Origin of the sequence: Mycolicibacter sinensis, from assembly GCF_001673565.1 — a bacterium.
GTDB classification, from domain to species: domain Bacteria; phylum Actinomycetota; class Actinomycetes; order Mycobacteriales; family Mycobacteriaceae; genus Mycobacterium; species Mycobacterium sinense_C.
Genome location: NZ_LZMF01000126.1, coordinates 125,006 through 149,028 on the forward strand (window position 1 = coordinate 125,006; position 24,023 = coordinate 149,028).

Annotated in this window: 23 protein-coding genes; 7 read left to right on the forward strand and 16 right to left on the reverse strand. The window is 68.6% G+C overall.

The genetic code is table 11. The features are described from left to right. Positions 1-27 precede the first annotated feature (27 nt). The 5 genes from A5648_RS17920 (at position 28) to A5648_RS17935 (ending at position 3,190) form a co-directional block, all read left to right on the forward strand. The gene (locus A5648_RS17920; RefSeq protein WP_065025818.1) at positions 28-342 is read left to right on the forward strand and encodes a DUF2563 family protein; all 315 of its coding nucleotides are present in this window, start codon (positions 28-30) and stop codon (positions 340-342) included. Then, on the forward strand, positions 339-1,697 hold the full coding sequence (locus A5648_RS23510; protein WP_065025819.1) for a glycine zipper domain-containing protein: 1,359 nt from the start codon (positions 339-341) through the stop codon (positions 1,695-1,697). The genes A5648_RS17920 and A5648_RS23510 overlap by 4 nt, the downstream gene beginning before the upstream one ends. A gap of 73 nt (positions 1,698-1,770) precedes the next feature. Next, positions 1,771-2,019: a hypothetical protein gene (locus A5648_RS24125; protein ID WP_165607366.1), complete on the forward strand. Its 249-nt coding sequence runs from the start codon at positions 1,771-1,773 to the stop codon at positions 2,017-2,019. A 19-nt stretch (positions 2,020-2,038) separates the two neighbouring features. After that, a complete protein-coding gene (locus A5648_RS17930) occupies positions 2,039-2,545 on the forward strand; it encodes an LpqN/LpqT family lipoprotein (protein ID WP_165607367.1) in 507 nt (168 codons plus the stop codon). Positions 2,546-2,572: 27 nt separating this feature from the next. Continuing rightward, entirely contained in the window at positions 2,573-3,190 is a 618-nt protein-coding gene (locus tag A5648_RS17935) for a class I SAM-dependent methyltransferase (RefSeq protein ID WP_065025820.1), read from the forward strand. Here A5648_RS17935 and mnhG read toward each other — a convergent pair. From mnhG to A5648_RS17975, 8 genes are all read right to left on the reverse strand, one after another. Then, a complete protein-coding gene (mnhG, locus tag A5648_RS17940; RefSeq protein WP_065025821.1) occupies positions 3,175-3,522 on the reverse strand; it encodes a monovalent cation/H(+) antiporter subunit G in 348 nt (115 codons plus the stop codon). The two genes, A5648_RS17935 and mnhG, sit on opposite strands and share 16 nt — an antisense overlap. Beyond that, positions 3,519-3,797 (reverse strand): monovalent cation/H+ antiporter complex subunit F, encoded by a 279-nt coding sequence (locus A5648_RS17945; protein ID WP_065025822.1) that lies wholly within the window; start codon positions 3,795-3,797, stop codon positions 3,519-3,521. Before A5648_RS17945 ends, mnhG begins: the two co-directional genes overlap by 4 nt. Then, positions 3,794-4,321, reverse strand: a complete 528-nt coding sequence (locus A5648_RS17950; RefSeq protein WP_065025823.1) for a Na+/H+ antiporter subunit E — start codon at positions 4,319-4,321, stop codon at positions 3,794-3,796. The genes A5648_RS17945 and A5648_RS17950 overlap by 4 nt, the downstream gene beginning before the upstream one ends. Further along, the gene (locus tag A5648_RS17955) at positions 4,318-5,916 is read right to left on the reverse strand and encodes a Na+/H+ antiporter subunit D (protein WP_428844354.1); all 1,599 of its coding nucleotides are present in this window, start codon (positions 5,914-5,916) and stop codon (positions 4,318-4,320) included. The genes A5648_RS17950 and A5648_RS17955 overlap by 4 nt, the downstream gene beginning before the upstream one ends. Then, entirely contained in the window at positions 5,913-6,362 is a 450-nt protein-coding gene (locus A5648_RS17960; RefSeq protein ID WP_065025824.1) for a Na(+)/H(+) antiporter subunit C, read from the reverse strand. Before A5648_RS17960 ends, A5648_RS17955 begins: the two co-directional genes overlap by 4 nt. Then, the gene (locus A5648_RS17965) at positions 6,359-9,265 is read right to left on the reverse strand and encodes a Na+/H+ antiporter subunit A (RefSeq protein WP_065025825.1); all 2,907 of its coding nucleotides are present in this window, start codon (positions 9,263-9,265) and stop codon (positions 6,359-6,361) included. Before A5648_RS17965 ends, A5648_RS17960 begins: the two co-directional genes overlap by 4 nt. A 275-nt stretch (positions 9,266-9,540) precedes the next feature. Beyond that, positions 9,541-10,197, reverse strand: coding sequence for a response regulator transcription factor (locus A5648_RS17970; protein ID WP_065025826.1), 657 nt, complete (start codon positions 10,195-10,197; stop codon positions 9,541-9,543). Continuing rightward, entirely contained in the window at positions 10,197-11,213 is a 1,017-nt protein-coding gene (locus A5648_RS17975; RefSeq protein ID WP_065025827.1) for a sensor histidine kinase, read from the reverse strand. The genes A5648_RS17970 and A5648_RS17975 overlap by 1 nt, the downstream gene beginning before the upstream one ends. Before the next feature lie 292 nt (positions 11,214-11,505). Between A5648_RS17975 and A5648_RS17980 the strand changes: the two genes are divergently transcribed. Further along, positions 11,506-12,873 (forward strand): PPE family protein, SVP subgroup, encoded by a 1,368-nt coding sequence (locus tag A5648_RS17980; RefSeq protein WP_065025828.1) that lies wholly within the window; start codon positions 11,506-11,508, stop codon positions 12,871-12,873. Positions 12,874-12,876: 3 nt separating this feature from the next. Here A5648_RS17980 and A5648_RS17985 read toward each other — a convergent pair whose 3' ends face one another. Continuing rightward, on the reverse strand, positions 12,877-14,865 hold the full coding sequence (locus A5648_RS17985; RefSeq protein WP_065025829.1) for a vWA domain-containing protein: 1,989 nt from the start codon (positions 14,863-14,865) through the stop codon (positions 12,877-12,879). After that, complete coding sequence (locus A5648_RS17990; RefSeq protein ID WP_065025878.1) at positions 14,858-16,249, reverse strand: sigma 54-interacting transcriptional regulator; 1,392 nt, start codon at positions 16,247-16,249, stop codon at positions 14,858-14,860. Before A5648_RS17990 ends, A5648_RS17985 begins: the two co-directional genes overlap by 8 nt. 91 nt (positions 16,250-16,340) lie before the next feature. Here A5648_RS17990 and A5648_RS17995 point away from each other — a divergent pair, with 91 nt between their 5' ends. Then, positions 16,341-17,375, forward strand: a complete 1,035-nt coding sequence (locus A5648_RS17995) for an alpha/beta hydrolase (protein ID WP_065025830.1) — start codon at positions 16,341-16,343, stop codon at positions 17,373-17,375. Here A5648_RS17995 and A5648_RS18000 read toward each other — a convergent pair. From A5648_RS18000 to A5648_RS18025, 6 genes are all read right to left on the reverse strand, one after another. Continuing rightward, positions 17,358-17,945 (reverse strand): TetR/AcrR family transcriptional regulator, encoded by a 588-nt coding sequence (locus tag A5648_RS18000; protein WP_065025831.1) that lies wholly within the window; start codon positions 17,943-17,945, stop codon positions 17,358-17,360. The genes A5648_RS17995 and A5648_RS18000 overlap by 18 nt on opposite strands. Positions 17,946-17,947: 2 nt before the next feature. Beyond that, complete coding sequence (locus A5648_RS18005; RefSeq protein WP_065025832.1) at positions 17,948-19,723, reverse strand: N-acyl-D-amino-acid deacylase family protein; 1,776 nt, start codon at positions 19,721-19,723, stop codon at positions 17,948-17,950. Positions 19,724-19,786: 63 nt separating this feature from the next. Beyond that, a complete protein-coding gene (gene purH, locus A5648_RS18010) occupies positions 19,787-21,364 on the reverse strand; it encodes a bifunctional phosphoribosylaminoimidazolecarboxamide formyltransferase/IMP cyclohydrolase (RefSeq protein WP_065025833.1) in 1,578 nt (525 codons plus the stop codon). Then, a complete protein-coding gene (gene purN / locus A5648_RS18015; protein WP_065025834.1) occupies positions 21,361-21,987 on the reverse strand; it encodes a phosphoribosylglycinamide formyltransferase in 627 nt (208 codons plus the stop codon). The genes purH and purN overlap by 4 nt, the downstream gene beginning before the upstream one ends. 32 nt (positions 21,988-22,019) lie before the next feature. Next, positions 22,020-22,472, reverse strand: a complete 453-nt coding sequence (locus A5648_RS18020) for a hypothetical protein (protein ID WP_065025835.1) — start codon at positions 22,470-22,472, stop codon at positions 22,020-22,022. Positions 22,473-22,545: 73 nt separating this feature from the next. Continuing rightward, complete coding sequence (locus A5648_RS18025) at positions 22,546-23,985, reverse strand: cell division protein PerM (protein ID WP_065025879.1); 1,440 nt, start codon at positions 23,983-23,985, stop codon at positions 22,546-22,548. Positions 23,986-24,023 lie beyond the last annotated feature (38 nt).

Genomic DNA, 24,023 nt, shown 5'->3' on the forward strand with positions numbered 1-24,023 from the left:
GGACCAGGCCGACGGAAGGTACAGGCGATGCACGTCAACCCGCATGTGTTGCGCACCGGAGCCAACGTCTCCGACGACGCCGGTGGCCACGCCAATACCGGTGCGCAGCGCCTCGGGCTGGCCGGGGTGAGCACCGGCATGTTCGGTGACTTCGACGCCGCCCACAGCTTCCACGCCGCGCTGGCCACCGCCAAAGACGGCCACCGGGATGCGCTGCAGGGTCACCACCAGAACCTCACCGGCATCGCCGAGAACGTGCGCACCGCCGCCACGGCCTTCACCCGCATGGACGACCACAACGCCAAGCGGCTGCGAGACGTAGCTCCCGGCACCGGGCAGTGAGCCGCCCGAGCCTGCAACACCTGCAGATCGCCGACCTCGTCGCCCACGCCGGCGGTGACCCGTGGGCGGTCGACGACAGCCTGCAGGCCGGTAGCCCCACCCAGATCAACTTCCTCGCCCAGGCGTTTCACCAGGCCGCCGGCTCGGCCACCGCCGCCGAACAGACCTTCCAGACCGCCCAGCAGCACTTCCAGCAGTACAACCGCGAGAACGGCGAACAGCCGATCAACAACGGCGCCGAGGTGCAGCGCGTCAAAGACGGCCTGCACGCCACCAATCAGCAGCTCGGCCAGATCGCCGCCGACCTGGAAACCATCGCCGGCAACCTGGCCCAGGCCCGCGCGGCCTCCCAGGCCAATATGACGGCGCTCAACGCCAACCTGCTGGTCCTCGACGCCCAGATCGGCGTCTACCTCAATCAGGCCAGTCAAGGCCAGAACCACGACGCCGACATCGCGCAGGCGCAGCAACTGGCCTATAACGACACCGCGACCGCGCTGCACAACGCCACGGTCATCCGCGACACCTACTCCAAGGGCCTGCAGGAGGCCCTGACCAATTTGCGGGTCAAGGACGGCTACAGCCCCGATATCCGCAAGTACGACGCCGAGAGCCAACCGGCCGGCGGGGCCGACGGCGGAGCGGGAGCCGGCGGCCCAACCAACGGCACGCCCGACGGCCGCCCCGGTGCTGACGGCGGCGCCGGTGGGGCTGGCAGCGGCCCTGGGATGTCCGACGCTACGGGCGGTAACGGCGCCGCCGGGGTCATCGCGCCCTGGCTGGCACCCGGCACACCGGTGATGACCCGACCCGGTGCCCCGCCGGCACCGCCGAGCCAACCCATGCAGATCAACGGAAAGTGGGGAAACGTCGGCGACGGGCTTGCGGCAGCAGGCGAACGGGCGAACGTACCCGCCAATGTTGCACGGTTGCCGGGGTTCGTTCCGGGCGGGTCGCCCAGCGCCGCGATTCCCGGCGGCGTCCCGATGACCACTGCGTTGGAGAACGTCGAGAAGTTCGGCAAACGTCTGGGTTTCGCCGGAAATCTCGTCACCGGAGCCAACGGGTACTTCGAGTTCAGCAACGACCTGAACAACGGAGTCCCCTTGAGTACCGCCGTGGTCGACGTCGTACCCAAAACCCTCGGTGATGTCGGCGGCGGCTTGGTGGGCGCCACTACCGGGGCCGAAGCGGGGGCCTGGCTCGGGACCATGATCGCCCCGGGGCCCGGCACCGTCATCGGCGCCGGCGTCGGAGCGGTGGTCGGCGGCGTGATCGGCAGCGACATCGGGAAGAAGATGGGCGAAGACATTTCGGATGTGTCACACAGTGTTTGGCGGAGCCTCTTCGGCTGAGCTGGCTCACAGGTAAGGGAGATCGATAACCATCAGTAACTCAGACCGCATCGCCGTTCTCGCCACGATGGTCATGCTTGCCATCGCCATCCCGGTTGACCCCCGCAAGAACACGAAGTCAAAGTGGCTCTATTGGCTTGTCGGACCGATTGCGTGCGCCGCACTCTTTGCCCTTGGCTTGTACGACTCGGTCAAGAACCCCGGGGTATCCGACCTGATCGGTGTGATCGTTGGCGGAGCATTCTTCGCCTACCTGGGCTTCGGCGCCGGCTACGTCCGCAAGCGCTGGCCGATCGGACGCTGGCCTGGATCTCGTTCGTGACGCACCGGAAGGACCTGTCGTGAAAGCCGCCGACCAGCCGCCCGGCTCCGAACCGATCACATTGGCCCCCCGCACCCCCGGCGAACCGACGATCACCCTCCCGAAGCCGCCGGGCTGGGAGCTCATGCCGGGCAGCGACGAGACTCTGATCCGCGGCGTCATCTACAACCAAGACCTGCGCCGGCACGGCTTCACCCCCAATGCGGTGGTGACCTGCGAGGAACTCACCGGCCAGGTCGGACTTCCGTCGCAGGCCTTGGCCAAGGAGGGCGCCGCGGTCGCCAACATCGTCGGTGAACTCGACACCGACGTGCCCGGAACGGTGTCGGGATTTGCGAGCAGAACGATCACCTACAACCTGCAGGGCCGGCCGGCGACCGGCCTGATCGTCGCGGTGCAGAACGCCAAGGACCGGATCTGGGCGGTCACCGTCACCATCCAAACCACCGACGCCGAGAACCCGCACTATGTCTCCGCCAAGCAGGCCATCCTCGACGCGCTGGAAGTCCGCCTGCCCGACCGGTAACGCAGCAGCCCTGCGAGAATGGCACGCATGGTCGAGCAGAGCCTCTGGATGCAAAAGGTTGCCGCCGATCCCGGGCATTCGCAGTGGTATATCGAACGCTTCCGTCAAATGGCCCGCGCCGGTAACGATCTCGCCGGCGAAGCCCGCTTCATCGATGCGATGGCCTCCCGTGGCGCCCGCATCCTCGACGCCGGCTGCGGGCCGGGCCGAGTGGCTGGCGTGCTGGCCGCGGCCGGTCATGACGTGGTCGGTGTCGATGTGGACCCCGAGCTCATCGAGGCGGCCGGGCAGGATCACCCGGGGCCGCGCTATCTCGTCGCCGACCTCGCTGAACTGGACCTGCCCGCGCGCGGCATCGCCGAACCGTTCGAGGTGATCGTGTCGGCCGGCAACGTCATGACGTTCGTCGCCCCGAGCACCCGCGTCGAGATACTGCGCCGGCTGCGCAACCACTGCGCCGAGGACGGGCGGACCGTGATCGGTTTCGGTGCCGACCGGGACTACGAGTTCGGCCAGTTCCTCGACGACGCGGCGACCGCGGGGTTCGCGACCGAGCTATTGCTGGGCACCTGGGACCTGAGGCCCTTCACCGACGACTCCGATTTTCTGGTCGCCGTGCTGCGGCCAGCTCAGCGCGACGCCTGATCTTCCTCGCTGAGTTCGCCCAACTGGTCGAAGCTGAGCACCTCGGTCATGTCCTGTTCCTGGTAGGCCAACCGGCCGACCCGGTGTGCGACGACCGGCGCGGTGATCAGCGTGAAGATGATGCTCACGGTGACCATCCCCGCGTCGTGGCTGCCGCGCAGCCGGATCAACGCACCGGCCAGCACCAACAGCAGACCCAGCACCTGCGGTTTGGTGGCCGAGTGCATCCGCGCCAACGTATCGGGGAACCGCACCACCCCGATCGCCGCCGTCAGCGCCAGCACGGCCCCGGCGAGCACCAGCACCCCGGCGATCACATCGAGCACGATCACGATTGCCTCCGTGGTTCGGGGTCGTCGGGAACCCGGAAACGGGCCACGCTCACCGATCCGATGAAGCCGACCAGCGCCAGCGCCGCCAGGCTGTAGGTCGCGGTGGTGTCGCGGCTGACCGCGGCCCAGATGCCGATACCGCACATCGTCATCGCGGCCAGCGTGTCCAGCGCCACCAGGCGGTCCAGTGTGCTGGGCCCGGCCAGTAGCCGATACATGGTGATGATCGCGGCGGCCCCCAGCAGCACGCCCGCGGTGGCCCAGATGACGGTCATGCGGTTCCTCCCGCCGGCTGCCATTCGTCGTCGCGCTCGAAAGCGGCTATCAAAAGTCGCTCCACCTGGGCGACCTGCGCGAAGAACCGCTCGACCGACCGCGACGATCCGACATCGATCACGTGGCAATACAGAATGCGGCGCACCTGGTCGATCTCCAGCACGATCGACCCGGGAATCAGCGTGGTGATGGCCGAAGCCAGCACCAGCACCAGATCGGACTTGATGGTCAACGGCACCTTCAGCACCCCGGTCAGTGGCGGCGGGCCCGGCTTGATCGCCAGCCACATCAACTGGACACTGGACGCCACCAGGTACCAGGCGAACAGCCCGACCAACCGCAGCACCGCCACCGGGTGCACGCGGCCCTGGACCGGCACCGGCGGCAACGGCAGCAGCACCAGGATCAGCGTCGCGACCACCAGCCCGACGACGATGTTGGGGATGGTGAATCGGCCCCACAACAGCGTCCAGATGGTCGCCAACGCCGATACCGCAAAAATGCGCAGCGCTATCGCCCTCACGAGTCACCTCCCGACAGCACGGCCGAGATGTATTCGCCCCGGTCGATGACCTCGGCCGCGGCACGCTCGCTGTAGGCGAAGATCGGGCCGGCCAGCGCGGTCATCGCCAGCCCCAACGCGATCAGCGCAACGGTCGGGGCCAGCATCCAGGTCGGCATCCGGCCGACGTCGTCGCGGTCGTCGTAGGCGACCTCGGCGACGTCGTCGAGCAGCACCGGCGGAGTGGCGTTCACCAACGCGGCCTCGGGGGCGTCGACCCGCCGGCGCCAGAACGCCCGTGTCCACACCCGGGCCAGCACATACAGCGTCAGCAGGCTGGTGACCACGGCGCCGCCCACCAGACACCAGGCCAGCACCGACCCGTCGTCGGCCCCGGCCTGCAGCACCGCGGTCTTGCCGATGAAACCTGAAAAAGGTGGGATACCACCGAGATTGAATGCCGGGATCAGGAACACGAACGCCAGCAGCGGATTGGCGCCCAAGCCGCCCAGGCGCTGCATCGACGATGCGCCGCCCTGGCGTTCGATCAATCCGGCCGCCAGGAACAGTGTCGTCATCACGATGATGTGGTGCATCACGTAGAAGATGGCGCCGGTCATGCCCAACCGGCTCGACAGTGCCACTCCGAACATCATGAAGCCGATGTGGCTGACCAACGTAAAGGACAAGAGCCGCTTGATGTCGCTCTGCGCGACGGCGCCGAAAATGCCGACCAGCATGGTCAACAGCGCCGCGACCAACAGCACCGAGTCCAGTCCGCCGTCGGGAAACAGCAGCGAATGGGCCCGGATGATCGCGTACACACCGATTTTGGTCAGGATCCCGGCGAACACCGCGGTGATCGGTGCGGGCGCGGTCGGATAGGAGTCGGGCAGCCACGCCGACAGCGGGAAGACCGCGGCCTTGATGCCGAACGCCACCAGTAGCACCGCGAACACCGCGCTGCGGGTGCCGCCGGGCATCGCGCCGGTGCGGGTGGCCAACTCGGCCAGGTTCAGCGTGCCGGTCGCGGCATAGACCAGGGCGATGCCGAACAGGAAGATCAACGAGGACGCCATCGAGACCATCACGTAGCCGATGCCGGCCCGGATCCGTTCGGCGCTGGCACCGATGGTCAGCAACACGAAGCTCGCGGCCAGCAGCATCTCGAAGCCGACGAACAGGTTGAACAGGTCACCGGCCAAGAAGGCCAGCGAGACGCCGGTGGCCAGGGTCAGATAGGTGGGCAGGAAGATCGACACCGGCTGGCGGTCGTCGCCGTCGCGCACACCCTGCCCGATCGCGTAGACCATCACCGTCAGCAGCACGATCGCCGACACCACCAGCATCAGCGCCGACAACCGGTCGACCACCAGGGTGATGCCCAGCGGGCCGAGCTTCTGCTCCGTCGGGCCCCAGCCGCCGACGTGCAGCACCAGCGTCCCGTCCCGGTCGGTCAGGTACAGCAAGGCGGCGCTGACGGCGGTCACCGCGCACAGCACCGCGATGGTGATCGGGCGCTGCACCCTGGGACGCCGGCCGACGATCAGGGTCAGGGCGGCACCCAGCGTGGGCAGCAGCACCGGCAGCGGCATCAAGACGGCGGCGAGACTCACCGTGGCTCCTCGCTTTCGGTGACGGCGTCCAGTTCGCCGGCCGGCACCAGCACACCGGGGTCCTCCTCGGCGGCGATGATCTCTTCGTCGGAGAGCTGAGACACCCGGGTCGCCTCGGAGTCGTCGCCGATGTCCTCGGTCGTCGTCAGGTGGTAGGAGCGGTAGGTCAGCGCCAGCACGAACGCGCCGATGCCCATGGTGATGACGATGGCGGTCAGCACCATGGCCTGCGCCAACGGGTCGGCGTCGGTTTCCATGCCCTCGGTGCTGTTGTAGATCGGCGGGCTGCCGCTCGGCCCGGAAACATCGATGATCAGCAGGTTGATGGCATTGCCGATCATCATCAGGCCCAGCAGCGTTCGGGTGAGGCTGCGTTCCAGCAGCATGTACACCCCGCACGAGGTGAGGCCGGCGGCCATCAGCAGGGGAACCAGATGCGCGGTCATGACACTCCTGCCAGCGATCGGGCGCGCGCCTGCGATTCCAGCTCCTGGTCGAGCCGGACGCCCAGGCTGCGCAACACGTCGAGCACCATGCCGACCACCACCAGGTACACGCCGATGTCAAAGAACAATGCGGTGACCATCTTGACGTCGCCTACCACCGGCAGGCTGAACGACAGCACCGCCGACGACAGCACCGGTGCCCCCAGCAACAGCGACCCCAGCGCCGTGCCGCCGACCAGGCTCAGCCCGACGCCGAGAATCTTCCCGGAGTCCAGTGGCAGCGTCTCGCCGAGCTCGTATCGCCCGCCGGCGAGATAGCGCAGCACCAGCCCCAGCCCGGCGGCCAGCCCGCCGGCGAAACCACCGCCCGGATAGTTGTGCCCGGCGAACAAGAAGTACAGCGAGACCACCATGATCAGCGGGAAGATGGCGCGGGTCGCGACCTCCAACACCAGCGACCGCTGATTGGGGTCGTAGTAGTCGCTGCCGCGCAGCCAGGTGGTGGACCCGATCGCCGGGCTGTAGGGGGTGGCCGGCGACGCGAGGCCGGGAACCTTGCCGCGGGCACTGGCATCGGCGATGCGCGGTGCGCGGCCGAACCGCCGGGTCCGGAAGACCATCGAGGCCACCCCGGTCGCGGCCACCAGCAACACTGAGATCTCGCCGAGGGTGTCCCAGGCCCGGACGTCGACCAGCAGCACGTTGACGGTGTTGGCGCCGTGGCCGCGGACATACGCGGCCTCCCCCAACGCCACCGAGACACCGTCCTGACTGCGGGCCGCCATCGCGAAGGCCCCCAGCACCGCGACGCTGACGCCCACCATCACCGCCAGCGCTGCTCGCGGCAGCCGGTTCTTTGCCATCGTGGGCCGCTCCGACTCCGCGGGCAGCGTGCGCAACACCAGCACGAAGATCACCAGGGTCACGGTCTCCACGAGCAGCTGGGTCAACGCCAGGTCGGGTGCGCCGTGGAAGGCGAACGCCACGGCGCAGCCGTAGCCGGTCACGCCGACCATCAGCACCGCCGACAACCGGTTGCGGGCCAAAGTGGCCCCGATCCCGCCGGCGACGACCAGCACGGCGACGGTCAGTTGCAGCGGGGTATCCCACAACTGCAGATCGACTCGGTCGCGGGCACCGAGCATGAGCGCTCCCAGCGGAAGCAGCACCAGCGTCGCGAAGATCATCGCCTGGTTGATGGGCAGTGAGCCGCGCTGGGTGATCCCGGTCAGGCGCACGGCCGCCACATCGAGCAGTCGAAGGAAATCGTCGTACAGCTGGTCGGCCCTGCCCAGCGGCAACCGGCGCAGCCGGGTCAGCCGCAGCGGGCCGCGCGCGACGAAGATGCCGGTGCCGACCAGCAGCACCGCCGCCGACAGGTACACCGGTAGTCCGGCGCCGTGCCACAGCGCCAGGTGGTAGTCGCTGCCTTCGGGCACGGTGTCGGCGTAGCCGTGCAGCACCGTGTCGAGTCCGAGCGCACACAGACCCAGGATCAGGCTGGCAACGGCCAACACCGCCGGAGGCACCAGGAACGCCGCGACAGGCCGGTGCAGTTCGGCGACGTGCGGGCTGGGCTCGGTCCGGCCTTTACCGGCGAAGCCGCCCCACACGAACCGCGCGCTGTAGATCACGGTGAACATCGAGGCGAGCACCGCAGCAGCCAACGCGTACGGGCCGGCGGCCCCCAGGGCCGGGGCCTGCGCCTCGGTCCCGAAAATGGTCTCCTTGGCGATGAAGCCCACGAAGGGCGGCACCCCCGCCATGCTGGCGGCGGCCGCGGCGGCGATGACGAACAGCCAGGGGCAGCGCCGTCCCAGCCCGGCCAGCTCGCGCAGGTCCCGGGTACCGGTGGCATGGTCGATGATGCCGACCACCATGAACAGCGTCGCCTTGGCCGCGGCATGCGCACACATGGCGGTCAGGCCGGCCAGCATCAGATCGGCCCCACCGGCCCCAACCAGCATGATCATCAAGCCCAGTTGGCTGACGGTGCTGTAGGCCAACAGCAGCTTCAGGTCGTATTCGCGGATCGCGCGCCACCCAGCCAGCAGGGCGGTGGCCAGACCCAGCACCACCACCGTCGGCCGCCATCCGGGCGAGTCGGCGAATCCCGGCGTCAGGCGGGCCACCAGGTAGATCCCGGCCTTGACCATCGCGGCGGCGTGCAGGTAGGCGCTGACCGGTGTCGGCGCCGCCATCGCGCCCGGTAGCCAGAAATGCAGCGGGATGATCGCGGACTTGCTCAGCGCGCCGACGAGCACCAGCAGCACACCCACGGTGACGACCGTCCCGGACGGCGGATGGGCCACCAGCTCCGACAGCAGATAGGTACCGGCGGTATTGCCCAGCATGATGAGGCCGACCAGCATCGCCAGGCCGCCGGCGGTGGTCACCAGCAACGCCTGGATGGCGGCACGGCGGTTGATGGAGCGTTCGGCGTAGTGGCCGACCAGCAGGAACGACAACACCGTGGTCAGTTCCCAGAACACGTACAGCACCAGCATGTTGTCGGCGACCATCAGCCCGAACATGGCGCCGGCGAACCCGACCATCTTGGCGGCGAAGCTGGGCAACCGCGGGTCGATGCTGGTCTGCGGGCTGACCGGGCGGAAATACTCGACGCAGTAGAACAGCACCAGCGCGCCGATTCCCAGCGCCAGCACACTCATGATCGCCGAGAGCGCGTCGAAGCGCAGCGCGATGTCCATCGCCAGGCCGGGGACCCACGACACCACCGTTTTGTGATCGTCGCCGGGGCCGGACGGCCAGTTCAGCACCACCCACACCAGCGATACCAGCGGAATCAAGCCCAAGGGGTAGAACGCCGCCCGGCCCCACCTGCGGACCAACCAGGGTGCGGCGGCCGCGCCGACGGTATGGGCAAGCAGTATCGCTAGCATCACGCTCCACAAAACGAATTGATCCAAGCCATGGAATCAGCTCTGGTACAACACATCTGACAAAAGGACGGCGCGGGCAGCACCGTAATACGGTCGCGACAACGACAGCCACATCGAGCCCCGCTCAAACGTGCACCGAATCTCCCACCGCAACTACATCCAGTTTTCGCAAAAAACCGGCCGAGCGCCATGGAATGCGACCCCCATTCGGTGGGGGGTCGAACCCCCATCACGACTAATGGCTGCGCCCGGCTCCGCCGCGCTTGCGAGCGTCGCTAGGCCTCGATCAGGCCAGCTCTGATCGCGTATCGGGTGAGCGCCAGGCGGTCGCGAAGACCCAACTTCTGCAGGGTGTTCGTCCGGTGACGGTCGACCGTCTTGGCGCTGATGCCCAGTGTCTTGGCGATCTCGCGCGCCGAAAACCCTTCGGCGATCAGCTTCAGCACTTCCTCTTCGCGCGGGGTCAAGATGTTCTCCGGCAAGTCCTCCCCTTGCCGGGTGCGGTGCAGGTAATCCCGGATCAGCGCGGTCACCGCGCCGGCGTACAGAAACGGCTCGCCGCGCATCGTCGCCCGGCAGGCCTCGAGCAGGTCGCGGTCCGCCACGGATTTCAGCACGTAGCCGGATGCGCCCGCTTTGAGGGCTTCGAAGAAGTACTGCTCATTGTCGTGCATCGACAGCATCAGCACCCGCACATGAGGATGGCTGCGGTTGATCTCCCGGGCGGCCTGCAATCCGGTCATCCGCGGCATCGCGATGTCGAGGATGGCCAGATCGACCGGGGTGTTCTGCAGGGCCGCGAGCGCCTCCGACCCGTCGGCCGCCTCGGCCACCACGCACAGATCGGGCTCGGCATCCAGAATCATCCGCAGCCCGCTGCGCACCAGGGCGTGGTCGTCGGCGAGCATGATGCGCGCCGGCTGTATCGCCATCACCGGCCGTCCGCGCCCGGTCGGGCCGGCACCACCAGCCGGACTTCGGTTCCCTCGTTGCTCGGGGAGGTGATCGTCAGGGCGGCACGCACCAGCAGAGCCCGTTCGCGCATGCCGCTGATGCCGGCGCCTTCGATGCTGACCCCGCCCTTGCCGTTGTCGGCGATCCGCAACGTGAGCTCTCCGGCGGCGTCGACGTGCAGGTCCAGCCAGGCCTTTTGCGCTCCGGAATGGCGAGCGATGTTGGTCAGGCTCTCCTGGGCGATGCGATAGCAGACCAGGCTCAGGTCCGGGGTCAGCTGGTCGGCTTGCGGGGCAATTTGCTTGACGACGTCGATTCCGGTCGCCTGGGTGAACTGGTTGCACAGTGCCTGCAGGGCGCTGCGCAGGCCCAGGTCTTCCAGCGCATCCGGGCGCAGCCGGCGGGCGATGCTGCGCACCTCGTCGAGGCTCGCGCGCACGATCTCCTGGGCGTCTGCGAGGTCGCCGCGGATCTCCGCGGGGGCGGCGTCGGCCGCCCGCTTGAGGGTGAGCAGAGCGACGGTGAGGGTTTGGCCGATCTGGTCGTGCAACTCCCGGGCGATGCGCTGCCGCTCGTTCTCCTGCACGGTCAGCGCCAACGCGCTCGAGGAGGCCCGCTCAGTTTCGAGCCGGTCCAGCATGCCGTTGAACGATTCGATCAGGTCGTGCAGGTCGCCGTCGCCAGGGTCGTCCGCCCGGTCTGTGAGACGGCGGGAGTCGACTCGCCGCATCACCGCGGCGAGCCGATCCAACGGGTCAAGACTCGACCGCAACAATAGTGCGTTGGCGCCGACGACGATCGCCAGTCCGACCGCCAGCACCGGAATCTCGGTTGCGCGAACGGGCCCCGAAACGGTTGCCGGCGACATGGCCAGTACGAGCGTGCCGGTGGTGAAGACCAGGCCGTTGATCAGCACGACCCGGTGAAACAGCCCCCGCGCAGGGGCGTTCGCTCGCCATCGAAGCCTCTCGATGACCGCTGTCCAACGGTGCATACCCCCACCATCGTCTTCGCAGCGCTTGCTTGTCCATACGGGTCGCAGCGGCCCCCGAATGGGAGTCAAACACCATAGCGAGCGACCGGTCGCCGCTCGGAGAATGGAATTACGTCCAAGCAGCGTCAGCGTTGGCAGCGCGTATCGCAAGATCTGGCCGACAGTAACCCAGATGACTCAGATGAACCAGACCCGGAGGGATGCACCTGCAATGAACCGCATTACCGGCGCGCACCCACCGGCCACCGGTAACAGCGTGGTCGCGATGCCGCAAGCTGTCCGGAGCTGAACCATGGATTTCGCGGCGTTGCCACCGGAAGTCATCTCCGGCCTGATGTACACCGGTGCCGGCCCGGGTCCGATGATTTCGGCCGCCACCGCCTGGGACGGGCTGGCCACCGATCTGCATCTGGCGGCCACCGCCTATGCGTCGGTGGTCTCCGACCTGACGAGCGGGCCGTGGTTGGGCCCCTCCTCGACAGCGATGGCGGCCTCGGTCACCCCTTTCGTGACGTGGCTGAACGCCACCTCCGCCCAGGCGGAGAAGACCGGCATGCAGGCCAAGGCGGCCGTGGCCGCCTACGAGGCGACGTTCGCCACGGTGGTGCCTCCACCGGTGATCGCGGCCAACCGGGCTGCGCTGATGACGCTGCTGGCCACCAACATCTTGGGCCAGAACGCCGCGGCGATCGCGGCCAACGAAGCCCAATACGCCGAAATGTGGGCCCAGGACGCCACCGCCATGTACAGCTACGCGTCGTTGTCGGCGAGCGCGACCGCATTGGAGCCGTTCCAGCCGCCACCGCAGACCGCCAACCCGGGCGGACCGCTGGGCCAGGGTGCCAGCGAGGCGGCCGCAGCCAACTCCGCGGGCAACATGGCGCAGAGCCTGCCGTCGCAGCTGACTTCCGCAATGTCGTCGGCGCCGGGCTCGTCGGAAGCCGCGTCGCCGTTGTCGGTCCTGCCGGCGCAGGCCGATGTCCCGACCGGGTTCTTCGAGTGGCTCGGTGTTGCGGCCGACGAGGTCGGCATCGGCATCGCCCTGCCGCTCTCGATTGTCGGTGTCTACCTGGCCGGCGCCGCAATGTACTTCGCGGAGATGGACTCCCGCGAGATCTTCGACACCCAGGATCTGCTGCACGGGGGCCAGATCAACATCCTGGATGCCCTGAGCCAGTTGGGAGCGGAGACGCAGGTGCCGTCGACCGAGAACCTTCGCGTGCCGCACGAGTCGGTGAAAGTCGGTCAGTCCTTCCCGCTCGGCGCGCTGTCGGTGCCGCCGAATTGGGTCGAGGCAGCCCCGGAGATCCGCCACGCCAGTTTCTCGACGCCGCTCAGCAGTGCCGCCGGGCCCTCGCCGGCCGGGCTGGGAACGGCGTTCGGTCAGATGGCCCTGGCGGGCATGGGCGGCAGTGCGCTGGCCGGCGCGGTCAACCAGAACCGCGGCCGGCAGGGCACGCCCACGCCGGCTGCCGAGTCCAAGGCTCCGGCGCAGTCCTCGGAGGCACCCTCGCAAGCTGCGGCGCCGGCCGCGCAATCGCCGGCGAGCTCGGTCATCGAACTGGCAGCCGGGATCCGCGAACTCGGCCAACTCCACGACGCCGGATATCTGACCGAAGCGGAGTTCGCCGAACAGAAGCATCGGCTGCTGTCCCGATAAGGATCAGTGCCGTCGCGACCTGAGGTAGTCGCCGACCACCGCGGCGCCCAGGCCGTCGAGTTCGGGCACCACGACCCGGCCCGCAACGCGGCGCGCCACCTGGTCGATGAACCGGGCCAGTCCGGGGTCGTCGCCGAGCCGGAAGATGGTCACCTGTGCGCCGAGCCGGGCCACGTCGTCGAACCCCTTGACGGTGTGGGCGATGGTCCGCGGGTGCGGCGGGTAATCAAAGAACACTGCCGGGCCCCGGGTGCCGCCGCCATCGAAATCCTCCAAATGGGCAGTCGGTTCCCCGTCGGTGACCACCAGCACCACCGGCTGGGCGTTGGGATGCCGGCGCAGGTGCCGACCGGCCAAGGCCAGTGCGTGATGCAGGTTGGTGCCCTGCTCATAGACGCCTTCCAGACCGGTCAGCTCGGCGGCCGTCACGGTGCGGGCGTAGCGGCCAAAGGCGATGATCTGCAACGCATCTGAACGGAACCGGGTGCTGACCAGGTGGTTCAGTGCCAGCGCGGTGCGCTTCATCGGCAGCCAGCGGTTGTCCATCACCATCGAGAACGAGGTGTCCACCAGCAGTGCGACGGCCGACTGGGTGCGGGTCTCGGTCTCGGACACCTCGACGTCGTCGACGCTGATCGACAGCCGCCCGCGGGTGGCGGCCGTGCCGGGCTCGGCTACCTGTCGCAGCACCGCGTTGGTCAGGGTGCGGGTGACGTTCCACGGCTCGGTGTCGCCGAACTGCCAGGGCCGGGTCGCGCCGGTCAGCTCGCCGGCCGCACCGGCCCGGCGGTGGTCGCGTTCGCCGCGGCGCCCCGCGAGTTGGCGCGCCACATCACGCAGCGCCGTCTCGCCGAGCCGGCGCATCGCCTTGGGTGACAGCCGCCACTGCCCGTCGGAGCTGCGGTCCAGAAACCCCTGGTTGAGCAGTGCGCGTTCCAGCTCGGCGAGGGTCTTGGCGTCGATGGCCGCCTGGTCGCCGAGCTGGCGGGCCAGCGCGTCCAGGTCGACGTCGTCCATGCTGGCACCGGGGTAGGCCTGCGACAGCTGCTCGGCCAGCTGCTCGAGTTCGGCGATGTCACTCAAGGCCTGGGCGCCTTCGCCCATGCCGAGCGGGTTGTTGCCGGAGAATTCCGACGAGCCGGTCCAGTCCTCCCCCGGCCGGGCCGCCTGCAGGTGCGCGTCCAGGCGGCCCAGCGCCTGCTGCAGCGCGGGCGAGCCGAATGCCTGCTCCGCCAACGCATCCAGCTCGGCGCGCTGTTCGGCGCTCAAGCTGTTGCGGAAGCGCTGCGCAGCGGCGGCCCGCTTGGCCAACGAGTCCAGCAACTCCTCGACGTTGCGCGGGTTCTCCGGGAAGAACTCGCCGTGGGAGTCCATGAACTGCCGGAAATCGTCGTCAGTGTCTCTTCCCTGGGCATGCTTGTCCAGCAGATCGTTGAGGTCGTCGAGCATGTCGCTGACCCGTTGCCGGTCTTCGTCGGTGGCGCCCTCCAGCGCCTGCTTCATGCCGGCGAAGCGCTGGTCGAGCATCTCGCGGCCGAGCAGGTCCTTGATCTTCTCGTAGGACTCCCGGGCTTCGGCGCTGCGCCAGTTGTAGTCGGCCAGCTCCTGCACCGCCTTGGCCGGCGACGGCGACAACGCCTCGATCTGCATCTCGGCGAACCGGGCGTCGTCGTCGAGCGCGCGGGCCAACTCTTTGCGTTCGGCCAGCACCGCCTCGTCGAGCAGCTTCTTGACCTCGGCCAGTGTGCCGTCCAAATTGTTGCGGCGCAACAGTTCCCGGCGGCGTCGCTGCGCCTCGGCGGCCAGCCGGTCCGCGCCGGTCATGGTCTTGGTGCCGCGGCGCAGCAACTCCTGCAGGGCTCGTCGCGGTGACGTCCCCTCCATCACGTCGCGGCCGATCTCCTCCAGCGCCTCGGCCAGGTCGACCGGCGGCGCCAACGGATCCGGCCCACCGGTGTAGGCCGAATACCGCGAGCCGTGACTTCTAGCCATAGACGGTCTCGCCGTCGTCGGAGGTCTTGTCGATGCGTTTGGCCAAATACAATGCCTCCAAGGCCAATTCGAGCGCCGCAGCGCGCTCGCCCTCGGACTCCGCACCCAGGCGCTGCGCGACGGCGTCGATGACCGGCAGATCCGGCAGCGCCGCCAGCACCGCTTTGGCCGACACCCGCTCCCCGGTCGTCACCGCCGCACCCTGCTCAACCGCCGACACCAGCGGCCCGACGTCGATCCCGCCCAGCACCCGCGATGCGGTGTCGGCGGTGGCCCGCCGCAGCAGGTGTTCCAGCACCGCCTGTTCACGGCCCTCTTCGCCGGATTCGAACTCCAGCTTGCCGCGCAGCACGTCGACGATGGTGCCCAGATCGACCACCCGGGCCACCGGATCGGTCTCGCCCAGCACCGCGCCGCGGTGCCGAGCCGACGCCGCCACCGTCTCCGCGGCCGCGATCGCGAACCGCGCCGAGACACCGGAGCGCTGATCCACCGACCGCGACTCGCGCAGGTAGCGAGCGAACCGGGCCAGCACCCCCAGCAGGTAGTCGGGCACCTGCGCACTCAGGTGGGCCTCCTGGGCGATCACGGCGACCTCCGCGTCGAGTTCCAGCGGATAGTGGGTGCGGATCTCCGCGCCGAACCGATCCTTGAGCGGGGTGATGATGCGGCCGCGGTTGGTGTAGTCCTCCGGGTTGGCGCTGGCCACCACCAGCACGTCCAGCGGCAGCCGCAGCGTGTAACCGCGCACCTGGATGTCGCGCTCCTCCATCACGTTGAGCATCGCCACCTGGATGCGCTCGGCCAGGTCGGGCAGTTCATTGACGGCGACGACGCCGCGGTGCGCGCGCGGGACCAGTCCGTAGGCGATGGTCTCGGGGTCGCCCAGGCTGCGGCCCTCGGCGACCTTGATCGGGTCGATGTCGCCGACCAGGTCGGCGACGCTGGTGTCGGGGGTGGCGAGTTTCTCGGTGTAGCGCTCGCTGCGGTGCCGCCAGGCCACCGGCAGGCTGTCGCCGAGCTCGGCGGCCCGCCGAATCGACTCAGGAGTGATCGGCGAATAGGGGTGCTCGCCGAGCTCGGCGCCGGCGATCACCGGCGTCCACTCGTCGAGCAGCCCGGTCAGCGCCCGCAGCAGCCGGGTCTTGCCCTGGCCGCGCTCGCCGAGCAGCACGATGTCGTGGCCGGCGATCAGCGCCCGCTCCAGCTGCGGTATCACGGTGTCCTCGAAACCGAAGATGCCGGGCCACAGGGTGGCAGGGTCATCACCGTCGGCGAGGCGGGCCAGCAGGTTCTCGGCGATCTCCTGCTTGACCCCCCGTTCCCGGTGGCCGGCGGCTCGCAGCTCGCCGAGGGTGGTGGGCAGATCGTGCGGGGTGTTCAGCGCGGTCACCACTCCAAACTACGACGGGCACGGTAGTCCGTCACGGCGTCCCACTTCATCCGACCGGTAGATACCCGATACCCTGGGTACCGTGAACTCACCGGAATGGCGCGATCGACCGGCGCAGACGTATTTCGGTCCGGCCTCCTGGCAGGCACGGCTGCTGGCGGCGGGCGCGGCGATCTTCCTGCGCACCTCGATCGCCGTGCTGACGATCATCGGCATGATCGTCAACCGGGTCTGGCCCGCGGGACTGCAGCGGGCGCGCCTGGACCTCATCGACCTGCCGATGCGCTACATCCGGGCGCTGCCGGACACCGAGGTGACGAAAGAGCGGCTGACCGACTGTCCGGCGGAATGGGTGGTAGCCCCCGCCGCCCGCGACTCCGACCGGGTGATCGTCTACTTCCACGGTTCCGCGCTGGTGACGCTGGGACTCAATTCGCATCGCCGCTTTGCCAGCAAGCTGTCGGAGGTCACCGGCGCGAAGGTGTTCAACGTCGGATACCGCTTGGCGCCGCTGGCCGGCGTCGACGAAGCCACCGCCGACGGCCTGTGCGCCTATCGGCATGTGCTGGACGCCGGATTCACCGCCGATCGCATTGTGATGGCGGGAGATTCGGCCGGCGGGCTGATGGCGGTGAACACCGCGCTGACCGCACGCGACGCGGGGCTGCCGGCGCCGGCCGGTCAGGTGTTGATGTCGGCGCTGACGTCGTCGGATATGGAGATCAAACGCCAGGCCGCGCGTTCCCACCGCGATCCGTTCTTCCCCTTCATGGCGTTCATGTTCATCTACCGGGTGTTCGCCACCGTGAACGGCACCCGCGAGCTGCCGGTGATGCCCCCCGAAGCCGAGCTGCGCGGCCTGGGGCCGTTCCTGCTGCAGGTCGCCAACAACGAGATGCTGCGCAACGACACCTTCGTGCTGGCCGACAAGCTCACCGCCGCCGGGGTGCCGAACTGGGTTCAGGTCTGGGACCGCGCCTTACACATGTTCCAGCTGACCTTCGACTTCAACCCGGACGCGCGCCGTGCGGTCGCCGAGATCGCGCACTTCGTCGACTACGTGACGCCTGCTACGCCGCCGAACGTCGACTCTAAGCGCTCAGATACGGCCATCTAGCAGCGTCAGCAGCAGCGGAATCCGATTCGCCTCGATCTCCGGCTGCGGCAGCACGGCGCGCACGATCGCGGCGCCGTAGAAGGTGTCGGTGAGTAGCGCCACCAGGTTCGGAAAGAGTTCCGGCGGAAACGCTTCCGCCCCGGGCAGTACCTGCGCGGCCTCGCAGATCTTGGCACTGTATTCGGCCAGGACATCGGACAGCGTGGCCCGCAGCTTGTCGTCGGTGCGCGCGGCGATCAGCAGTTCGTAGACCACCGCGCTGGAGGAGTTGGCGGTCAGGTCGCGCAGCACCGTCAGCACCGCTTCCAGCGCCGGCACCTCCGCTGGGATCTCGGCGACCTGCTTGCCGAATCGCTCCAGCTGACGGCGCAGGACTTCCTGCGCGGTGGCGGCCATGAAATCGCCCATGGTCTCGAAGTGGCGGAACAACGCTCCGTCGGAGACGTTCGCCCGCTTGGCGATCACCTTGGCCGAGGCCCGCGCGTAACCGATCTCGGCGATGGTGGCGATACTGGCGTCGAGTAGCGCGGCGACCGTGGCCGCACGGCGTTCCTGCTGGGTTCGGGCCATGATCAGACCGGTTGCAGCGCACGGGATCCGGCGCGCAGGAAGCGTCCAGACTTCGCCGTCGCGCCGTAGCCGTCGCGGAACTGCCCGTTGCGGAACACCACCGTGCCGCCCACCCCGGTCGCCACCACCGCGTCGTCGTTGCGGTTGACCATCCGGGAAAGCCCGCCGTAGAACGGCACCTTCTCCTCGTGGTAGCCGTCAACGGCGTCGGTCAGACCGGCCGGGTCGATCACCACGAAGTCCGCTCGGTCGCCTCGGCGCAGCGTGCCGGCGTCGAACCCGAACCAGTCGGCCACTTCGGAGGTCAGCCGGTAGACCGCCCGTTCGATGCTCATGAATGGCCGCCCGGCCGCCTCGGCGTCGCGGACGCGCTTGAGCAGGCGCAGCGAGAAGTTGTAGAAGGCCATGTTGCGCAGGTGCGCGCCGGCGTCGGAGAACCCCATATGGATAACCGGTTCGTTAGCCAACTTGTCCAGCTGCTTGGGCCGGTGGTTGGCGACGATCGTGGTCCAGCGCACGTTGCGTTCGCCGTTGTCCACCAACACATCCAGGAAGGCGTCCAGCGGGTGCAGTCCGCGCTCCTCGGCGATCTGCCCGAAGCTCTTGCCGACCAGGCCGGCATCCGGGCATTCGACGATCACCGCGTCATGGAAGTCGCGGTTCCACAAGGACGGACCCAGCTTCTTGCGGTCGAAGGACTTGCGGAACCGGCGGCGGTACTCGGTGTCGGCCAGCAGCGCGTTGCGCTCCAACTGGTCGCGCAGATGCAGGGCGGCGGTGCCGGCACCGAACTCTTCGAACACCGGCAGATCGATTCCATCGGAATACAATTCGAACGGAACCGGCAGGTGCTGGAACCGCACACTGGAACCGAGCACGGCGTTGAGCAGCCGAGCACCGGGACCGAAGACCCGGACCGCGCCGGGCGCCGACTTGGCGTCCGCAGAGACCAGCAGGCTCATCCGAACCCCGCGCCGACGGCCGAACATGCCGCTGCTGGTCAGGAAGAAGTTCAGGGCCGTCAACGGGTTTCGGACGTCGGGCGCGCTCTGCAGCATCCGGCCGCGCTTTCGCAGCACCTTGATCAACCGCCGGCGCTCCCGCCAGGTGGCGAACGTCGACGGCAGCGCCCGGGACCGGAACCTGTCGCCGTCGAGCTTGTCGATAGGGGCGTCCATTCCGGACATGCCCAACAGCCCGGCGTCGAGACCCTCGTCGAGCAGCGCCGCCATCTTCTCCAGTTCGGCGTCGGTCGGGACGACGCCGTCGGTGGTGGCGCGGTCCAACCCGAGCACCGCGGTTCGCAGGTCCGAATGGCCAAGCATGGAGCCGATATTGGGCCCCAACGGCAGCTCGTCGAGGGCGCGTACGTATTCGGCCGGGGTGGACCAGGTCTTCTTGGACTGCAACGCTTCCAGGACGAACTTGCGCGGCACCGCCTCCACCCGACTGAACAGGTCGGCGGCGTCCTCGGACTCGGCGTACACCGTCGACAGCGAACAGTTGCCCAGCAGCACCGTGGTGACGCCGTGGCGCACCGATTCCCGCAGGCCCGGGTCCAGTAGCACCTCGGCGTCGTAGTGGGTGTGCACGTCGATGAAGCCCGGGACCACCCATTTGCCGGCGGCATCGATCACGTCCGGGCAATCCGTGTCGTCCAACTCCCCCGAGGAGATGTCGGCGACGACGCCGTCGCGGACGCCCAGGGTGCGGACCTGCGGCGCGCTGCCCAGGCCGTCGAACCACAGGCCGTTGCGGATGATCAGGTCGTAGGCCACGCGCACTCCTCACTCAGACGGTGAGTTAGATAGTGAGCGCCTGCAATCTTTTTGTCAACGGGTCTAGTGCGCGAAGTGCCGCGCCCCGGTCAAGTACAGGGTGATCCCGGCCTCGGCGGCCGCCGCCGTCACTTCGTCGTCGCGCACCGAACCGCCGGGGTGCACAATCGCCTTCACCCCAGCCGCGGTCAGGGTCTGCAGCCCGTCGGGGAACGGGAAGAACGCATCCGAGGCCGCCACCGCGCCGGCCACCCGTTCACCGCCGCGCTCGACCGCCAGCCGGGCCGCATCAACCCGGTTGACCTGGCCCATGCCCACGCCGATGGTGGCGCCGTCGGCCGCCACGACGATCGCGTTCGACTTGACCGCGCGGCAGGCGCGCCAGGCGAATGCCAGGTCGGCCAGCGTGGCGGGATCGGCCGCCGACCCGGTGGCCAGCGTCCAGTTCGCCGGGTCGTCGCCCGCCGCGTCGAGGCCGTCGCGGCTCTGCATCAGCAGCCCGCCGCTGACCTGGCGCCACTCGGTGCCCCCGCGCAGCGGCTCGGAGGCCACCAGCACCCGGATGTTCTTCTTGCGGGCCAGGATCTCGACGGCACCGGGCTCGTAGGCCGGCGCGACGATGACCTCGGTGAAGATCGTGCTGACGAACTCCGCCATCTCGACGCTGACCTCGGTGTTCGCCGCGATCACCCCGCCGAAGGCGCTCAGCGGATCGCACTCGTGGGCCTTGCGGTGGGCATCGGCAACCGAGGCCGACGAGACCGCGATGCCGCACGGGTTGGCGTGCTTGATGATCGCCACGCAGATCTCTTCGTGATCGAAGGCCGCCCGCCAGGCAGCATCCGCGTCGGTGAAGTTGTTGTAGGACATCTCTTTTCCGTGCAGCTGGTCGGCCTGAGCCAGGCCCGGCCAGGCGGCGGCGTCACAGTAGAGCGCGGCCTGCTGGTGCGGGTTCTCGCCGTATCGCAGCTGCGCCGCCCGGCGGTAGGTGCGACCGACCCACTCCGGCATCGCCTGACGCGGCTCTCCAGCCCGTTCGAAGGGCGCCAGCGTCGACGACATCCACCCGGCGACTGCCACGTCGTATTCGGCGGTGTGACGGAATGCCAGTGCCGCCAGACGTTTCCGCTCATCGAGGGTGAACCCGCCGGCGTTGACCGCGGCCAGCACACCCTCGTAGCCGAGCGGGTCGACCACCACGGCGACGCTGGGATGGTTCTTGGCGGCCGCCCGGATCATCGACGGCCCACCGATGTCGATCTGCTCGACGCACTCATCGATGCCGGCACCGGAGTCCACCGTCTCGCTGAACGGGTACAGGTTGACCACCACCAGCTCGAACGGAGCGATGTCCAGTTCGCCCAGCGCCGCGGCATGCTCGGATTTACGCAGATCTGCCAGTAGCCCGGCGTGCACCCGCGGGTGCAACGTCTTGACCCGGCCGTCGAGCACCTCCGGGAAGCCGGTCACCTGCTCCACCGGTGTCACCGGAATACCTTTGGCAGCAATCGATTTCGCCGTAGACCCGGTGGAGACGATATCCACGCCGGCGGCATGCAGGCCGGTGGCCAGATCGATCAGGCCGGTCTTGTCGTAGACGCTGATCAACGCCCGCCGAATCGGTCGCTTGCCGTCGGTCATCCTATGGTTGCCTTTCGTCCGGTCCAGGTCACGCCGCCGGTCGCCAGCGCGGCCAGCACGTCCACCAGGAGCTTGCGCTCCACTGTCTTGATGCGTTCGTGCAGGGTGTCTTCGTCGTCGTCGTCGAGCACGGCGACCGGTTCCTGGGCCAGCACCGGGCCGGTGTCGGTTCCGGCGTCGACCAGGTGCACGGTGCAGCCGGTGACCTTCACTCCGTAGGCCAGCGCCTCGGGTACGGCGTGCGCTCCCGGGAAGGCGGGCAGCAGCGCCGGGTGGGTGTTGACGGTGCGGCCCAGAAACCGGGTGAGAAACTCCGACCCCAGGATTTTCATGAACCCCGCCGAGACCACCAGATCAGGGTTGTGGGCCGCGGTGGCCTCGGTCAGCGCCAAATCCCAGGCCGCCCGGTTCGGGTAGTCAGCCAGCGGCACGGTGAACACCGGCAGGTCTGCTGAAGCGGCGACCTGGACCGCCCGACAGTCCCGATCGGTACCGACGGCCACCACTCGCGCGGGGTAGTCGCCCACCGCCGCGGCCAGCAGCGACTCGAGCAATGATCCGGTCCCCGACGCCAGCACCACCAGCCGGGCCGGGACGCGGGGGGCCACGTGGATCGGTTGCACGAAGCAAGAGCCTACCGCCCGGAACGGCCGGGCTATCCGGCCTGTTGCTGCGCTTCTTCCCGGGTGATTCGCAGTGCTGCGGCCACGCCGTCTGTCCAGATTTCAACCTTGTCCCAGATCACGTCGGGGTGGCCGACCGGATGGATGCCCCGGCTGATCTTCTCCACTCGATCACACGCCAGATTCTGGAAGTCGCGATCGTCCAGCTCCGGGAACTCGTCGTATTCGGTGCAGAGTTCGGCGTCTGCCAACCGCTGATACAACGCCTCGGTCAGCGGGGTCGACAACCCGATCGACGTTGTCTGCCCGTCCATCTGGAGCCCGGCCTGCACGCCGTCGAGCCAGATCATCGCCACGATGTCGAGGATCGGCTCGTGTCCGGGTGGCAGGACCAGCTTCGTGAGCTTTTCGGCGCGCATGCCGGCCAGCCGGTGCAAGCTTCCGACCCCGGGCTTGGCGGCGTCGGTGCTGACGAGGTGGGTCATGCCTTTATGCGACCAGGACGGCGGCCCGAATATAAGGGACGGAAGTCCTTGATTTGCATCCGCGCGCGGGGCGCTACCCGGGCCGGTCAAACCCGTCGTCGTCGGTGAACATCAGGTCTTCGGGGTCTTCCAGCGGTCCGGGCGGCTGGGTTGGAGCGTGCGACTCGAACACCCGCGGCTCGGATACCCGCGGCGGCTCGGGTTCGGGCGTCCAGCTCAGCTCGCCGCCCTCGATGACCTCTCCGGGTTCGAAAAGTTCGTCGGGCTCGAAGAGCTGGCCGGGTTCTTGCGGATCGACCACCTCGGCCTGCGCCGGGACCCGTTCGGGCTCCGGTTCGGGCTGCCTGGGCGCCGCGGGCGGCAACATCGGCCGCGTCCTGACCGCTCCGCGCCCGACACCGCCGATCATCACGACCGTCAGCGCACCGATGGCGGCGAACCAGCAGAACACCGCGGGGCCGAAGGTGAGCTGATCCACCCCGACGTCACCGAAGTTGCCCAGCCGCCCACCGCCGGCGAAACCCAATAGGGCCATCGTCAGTGCCGCGATGAACGCCGCGGTCAGCACCTTGGCCAGCGCGGGAAACAGGGGCAGTGGGCGGCGCGCGCACTGCTGGCCGACGGCCACGCCCGACGCGGCGCCGATGATCAGCAGGGCCACCCACGCCGGGCCCAGGGGCGGAGTGGGCGCCGCGGCCAGGACGGGCAGCGCCGGGATGTCGCCGCCCAGCACGGTGAACGCGCTGAACAGCGCCGGGCCGATCTGTGCGCTCGATCCGACCGCTATCGCGGTCGCGCCGACGAGCACGTTGGGCACGTACAGCACCGCCAGCAGCGTGAGGCTGAGCTGGCCGAACAGCGAATCGGTGATCGCGTACAGCTCGTGCATGGTTCCCCAGTGCAGGACCAGCGAGGCCGTCGTCACCGCGCCGGCCAGCCCGAACAGGGCCAGCATGCCGGTGACCGCGGCCCGCAGCGAGTCGCCCAGCCAGCTCGGCAGCGGCGTCTCGGCCAGCACCCGCGGGCCCATCCGCCAGCCCACGCCGATCGCCGCGCCGATCGCATGCACCACCAGTACGTGCGCGAAGGCGCTCAGGGCGTGCGGGGTCTGCAGCTCGGTGATCACCGACGCCGCGTCATGGATGATCGCCAGCGAGACCGCCGCGATCAGCAGCGGGCCGCCCAGCGCCGACGCCACGATCCAGCGGACGACGAACCAGGAGGTGCCCGCCGAGGTGGCCTGGGCGGTGGTCCGCGCGGTTCCGGCGACCATCAACAGCACCGGAAGCAGCGGCAGCACGCCCAGCTCCCGGCCGTCGATCGAGATCGGCACCTGGTGCACGCCCAGCCACATGCTGGCGATGGCGCCCGAAGCCCCGGTCATGTCGCTGTTGGCGATCAGCAACTGCAGCAGCGTCACCGCTGCGATGACGGTCAACGCCACGACGGACGGGCCGAATGCGACCCGAACCAGGTCACGAGTCGGGTTCGAACCTGGTCTACCGCCGGACACCGGTGTCACGCTGCGAGCACGTTCAACTCGGCGCGCGG

Coding starts and splice junctions, on each gene's coding strand:
- A5648_RS17960 (WP_065025824.1), bottom strand. CDS start 6,362: ATGACCGCGCATCTGGTTCCCCTGCTGATGGCCGCCGGCCTCACCTCG.
- A5648_RS17985 (WP_065025829.1), bottom strand. CDS start 14,865: ATGGCTAGAAGTCACGGCTCGCGGTATTCGGCCTACACCGGTGGGCCG.
- A5648_RS17965 (WP_065025825.1), bottom strand. CDS start 9,265: ATGCTAGCGATACTGCTTGCCCATACCGTCGGCGCGGCCGCCGCACCC.
- A5648_RS17980 (WP_065025828.1), top strand. CDS start 11,506: ATGGATTTCGCGGCGTTGCCACCGGAAGTCATCTCCGGCCTGATGTAC.
- A5648_RS24125 (WP_165607366.1), top strand. CDS start 1,771: ATGCTTGCCATCGCCATCCCGGTTGACCCCCGCAAGAACACGAAGTCA.
- A5648_RS18000 (WP_065025831.1), bottom strand. CDS start 17,945: ATGGCCCGAACCCAGCAGGAACGCCGTGCGGCCACGGTCGCCGCGCTA.
- A5648_RS18020 (WP_065025835.1), bottom strand. CDS start 22,472: ATGACCCACCTCGTCAGCACCGACGCCGCCAAGCCCGGGGTCGGAAGC.
- purH (WP_065025833.1), bottom strand. CDS start 21,364: ATGACCGACGGCAAGCGACCGATTCGGCGGGCGTTGATCAGCGTCTAC.
- A5648_RS17975 (WP_065025827.1), bottom strand. CDS start 11,213: ATGCACCGTTGGACAGCGGTCATCGAGAGGCTTCGATGGCGAGCGAAC.
- A5648_RS17945 (WP_065025822.1), bottom strand. CDS start 3,797: ATGACCGTCATCTGGGCCACCGCGGGCGTGCTGCTGGGGGCCGCCGCG.
- A5648_RS17920 (WP_065025818.1), top strand. CDS start 28: ATGCACGTCAACCCGCATGTGTTGCGCACCGGAGCCAACGTCTCCGAC.
- A5648_RS17935 (WP_065025820.1), top strand. CDS start 2,573: ATGGTCGAGCAGAGCCTCTGGATGCAAAAGGTTGCCGCCGATCCCGGG.
- A5648_RS17970 (WP_065025826.1), bottom strand. CDS start 10,197: ATGGCGATACAGCCGGCGCGCATCATGCTCGCCGACGACCACGCCCTG.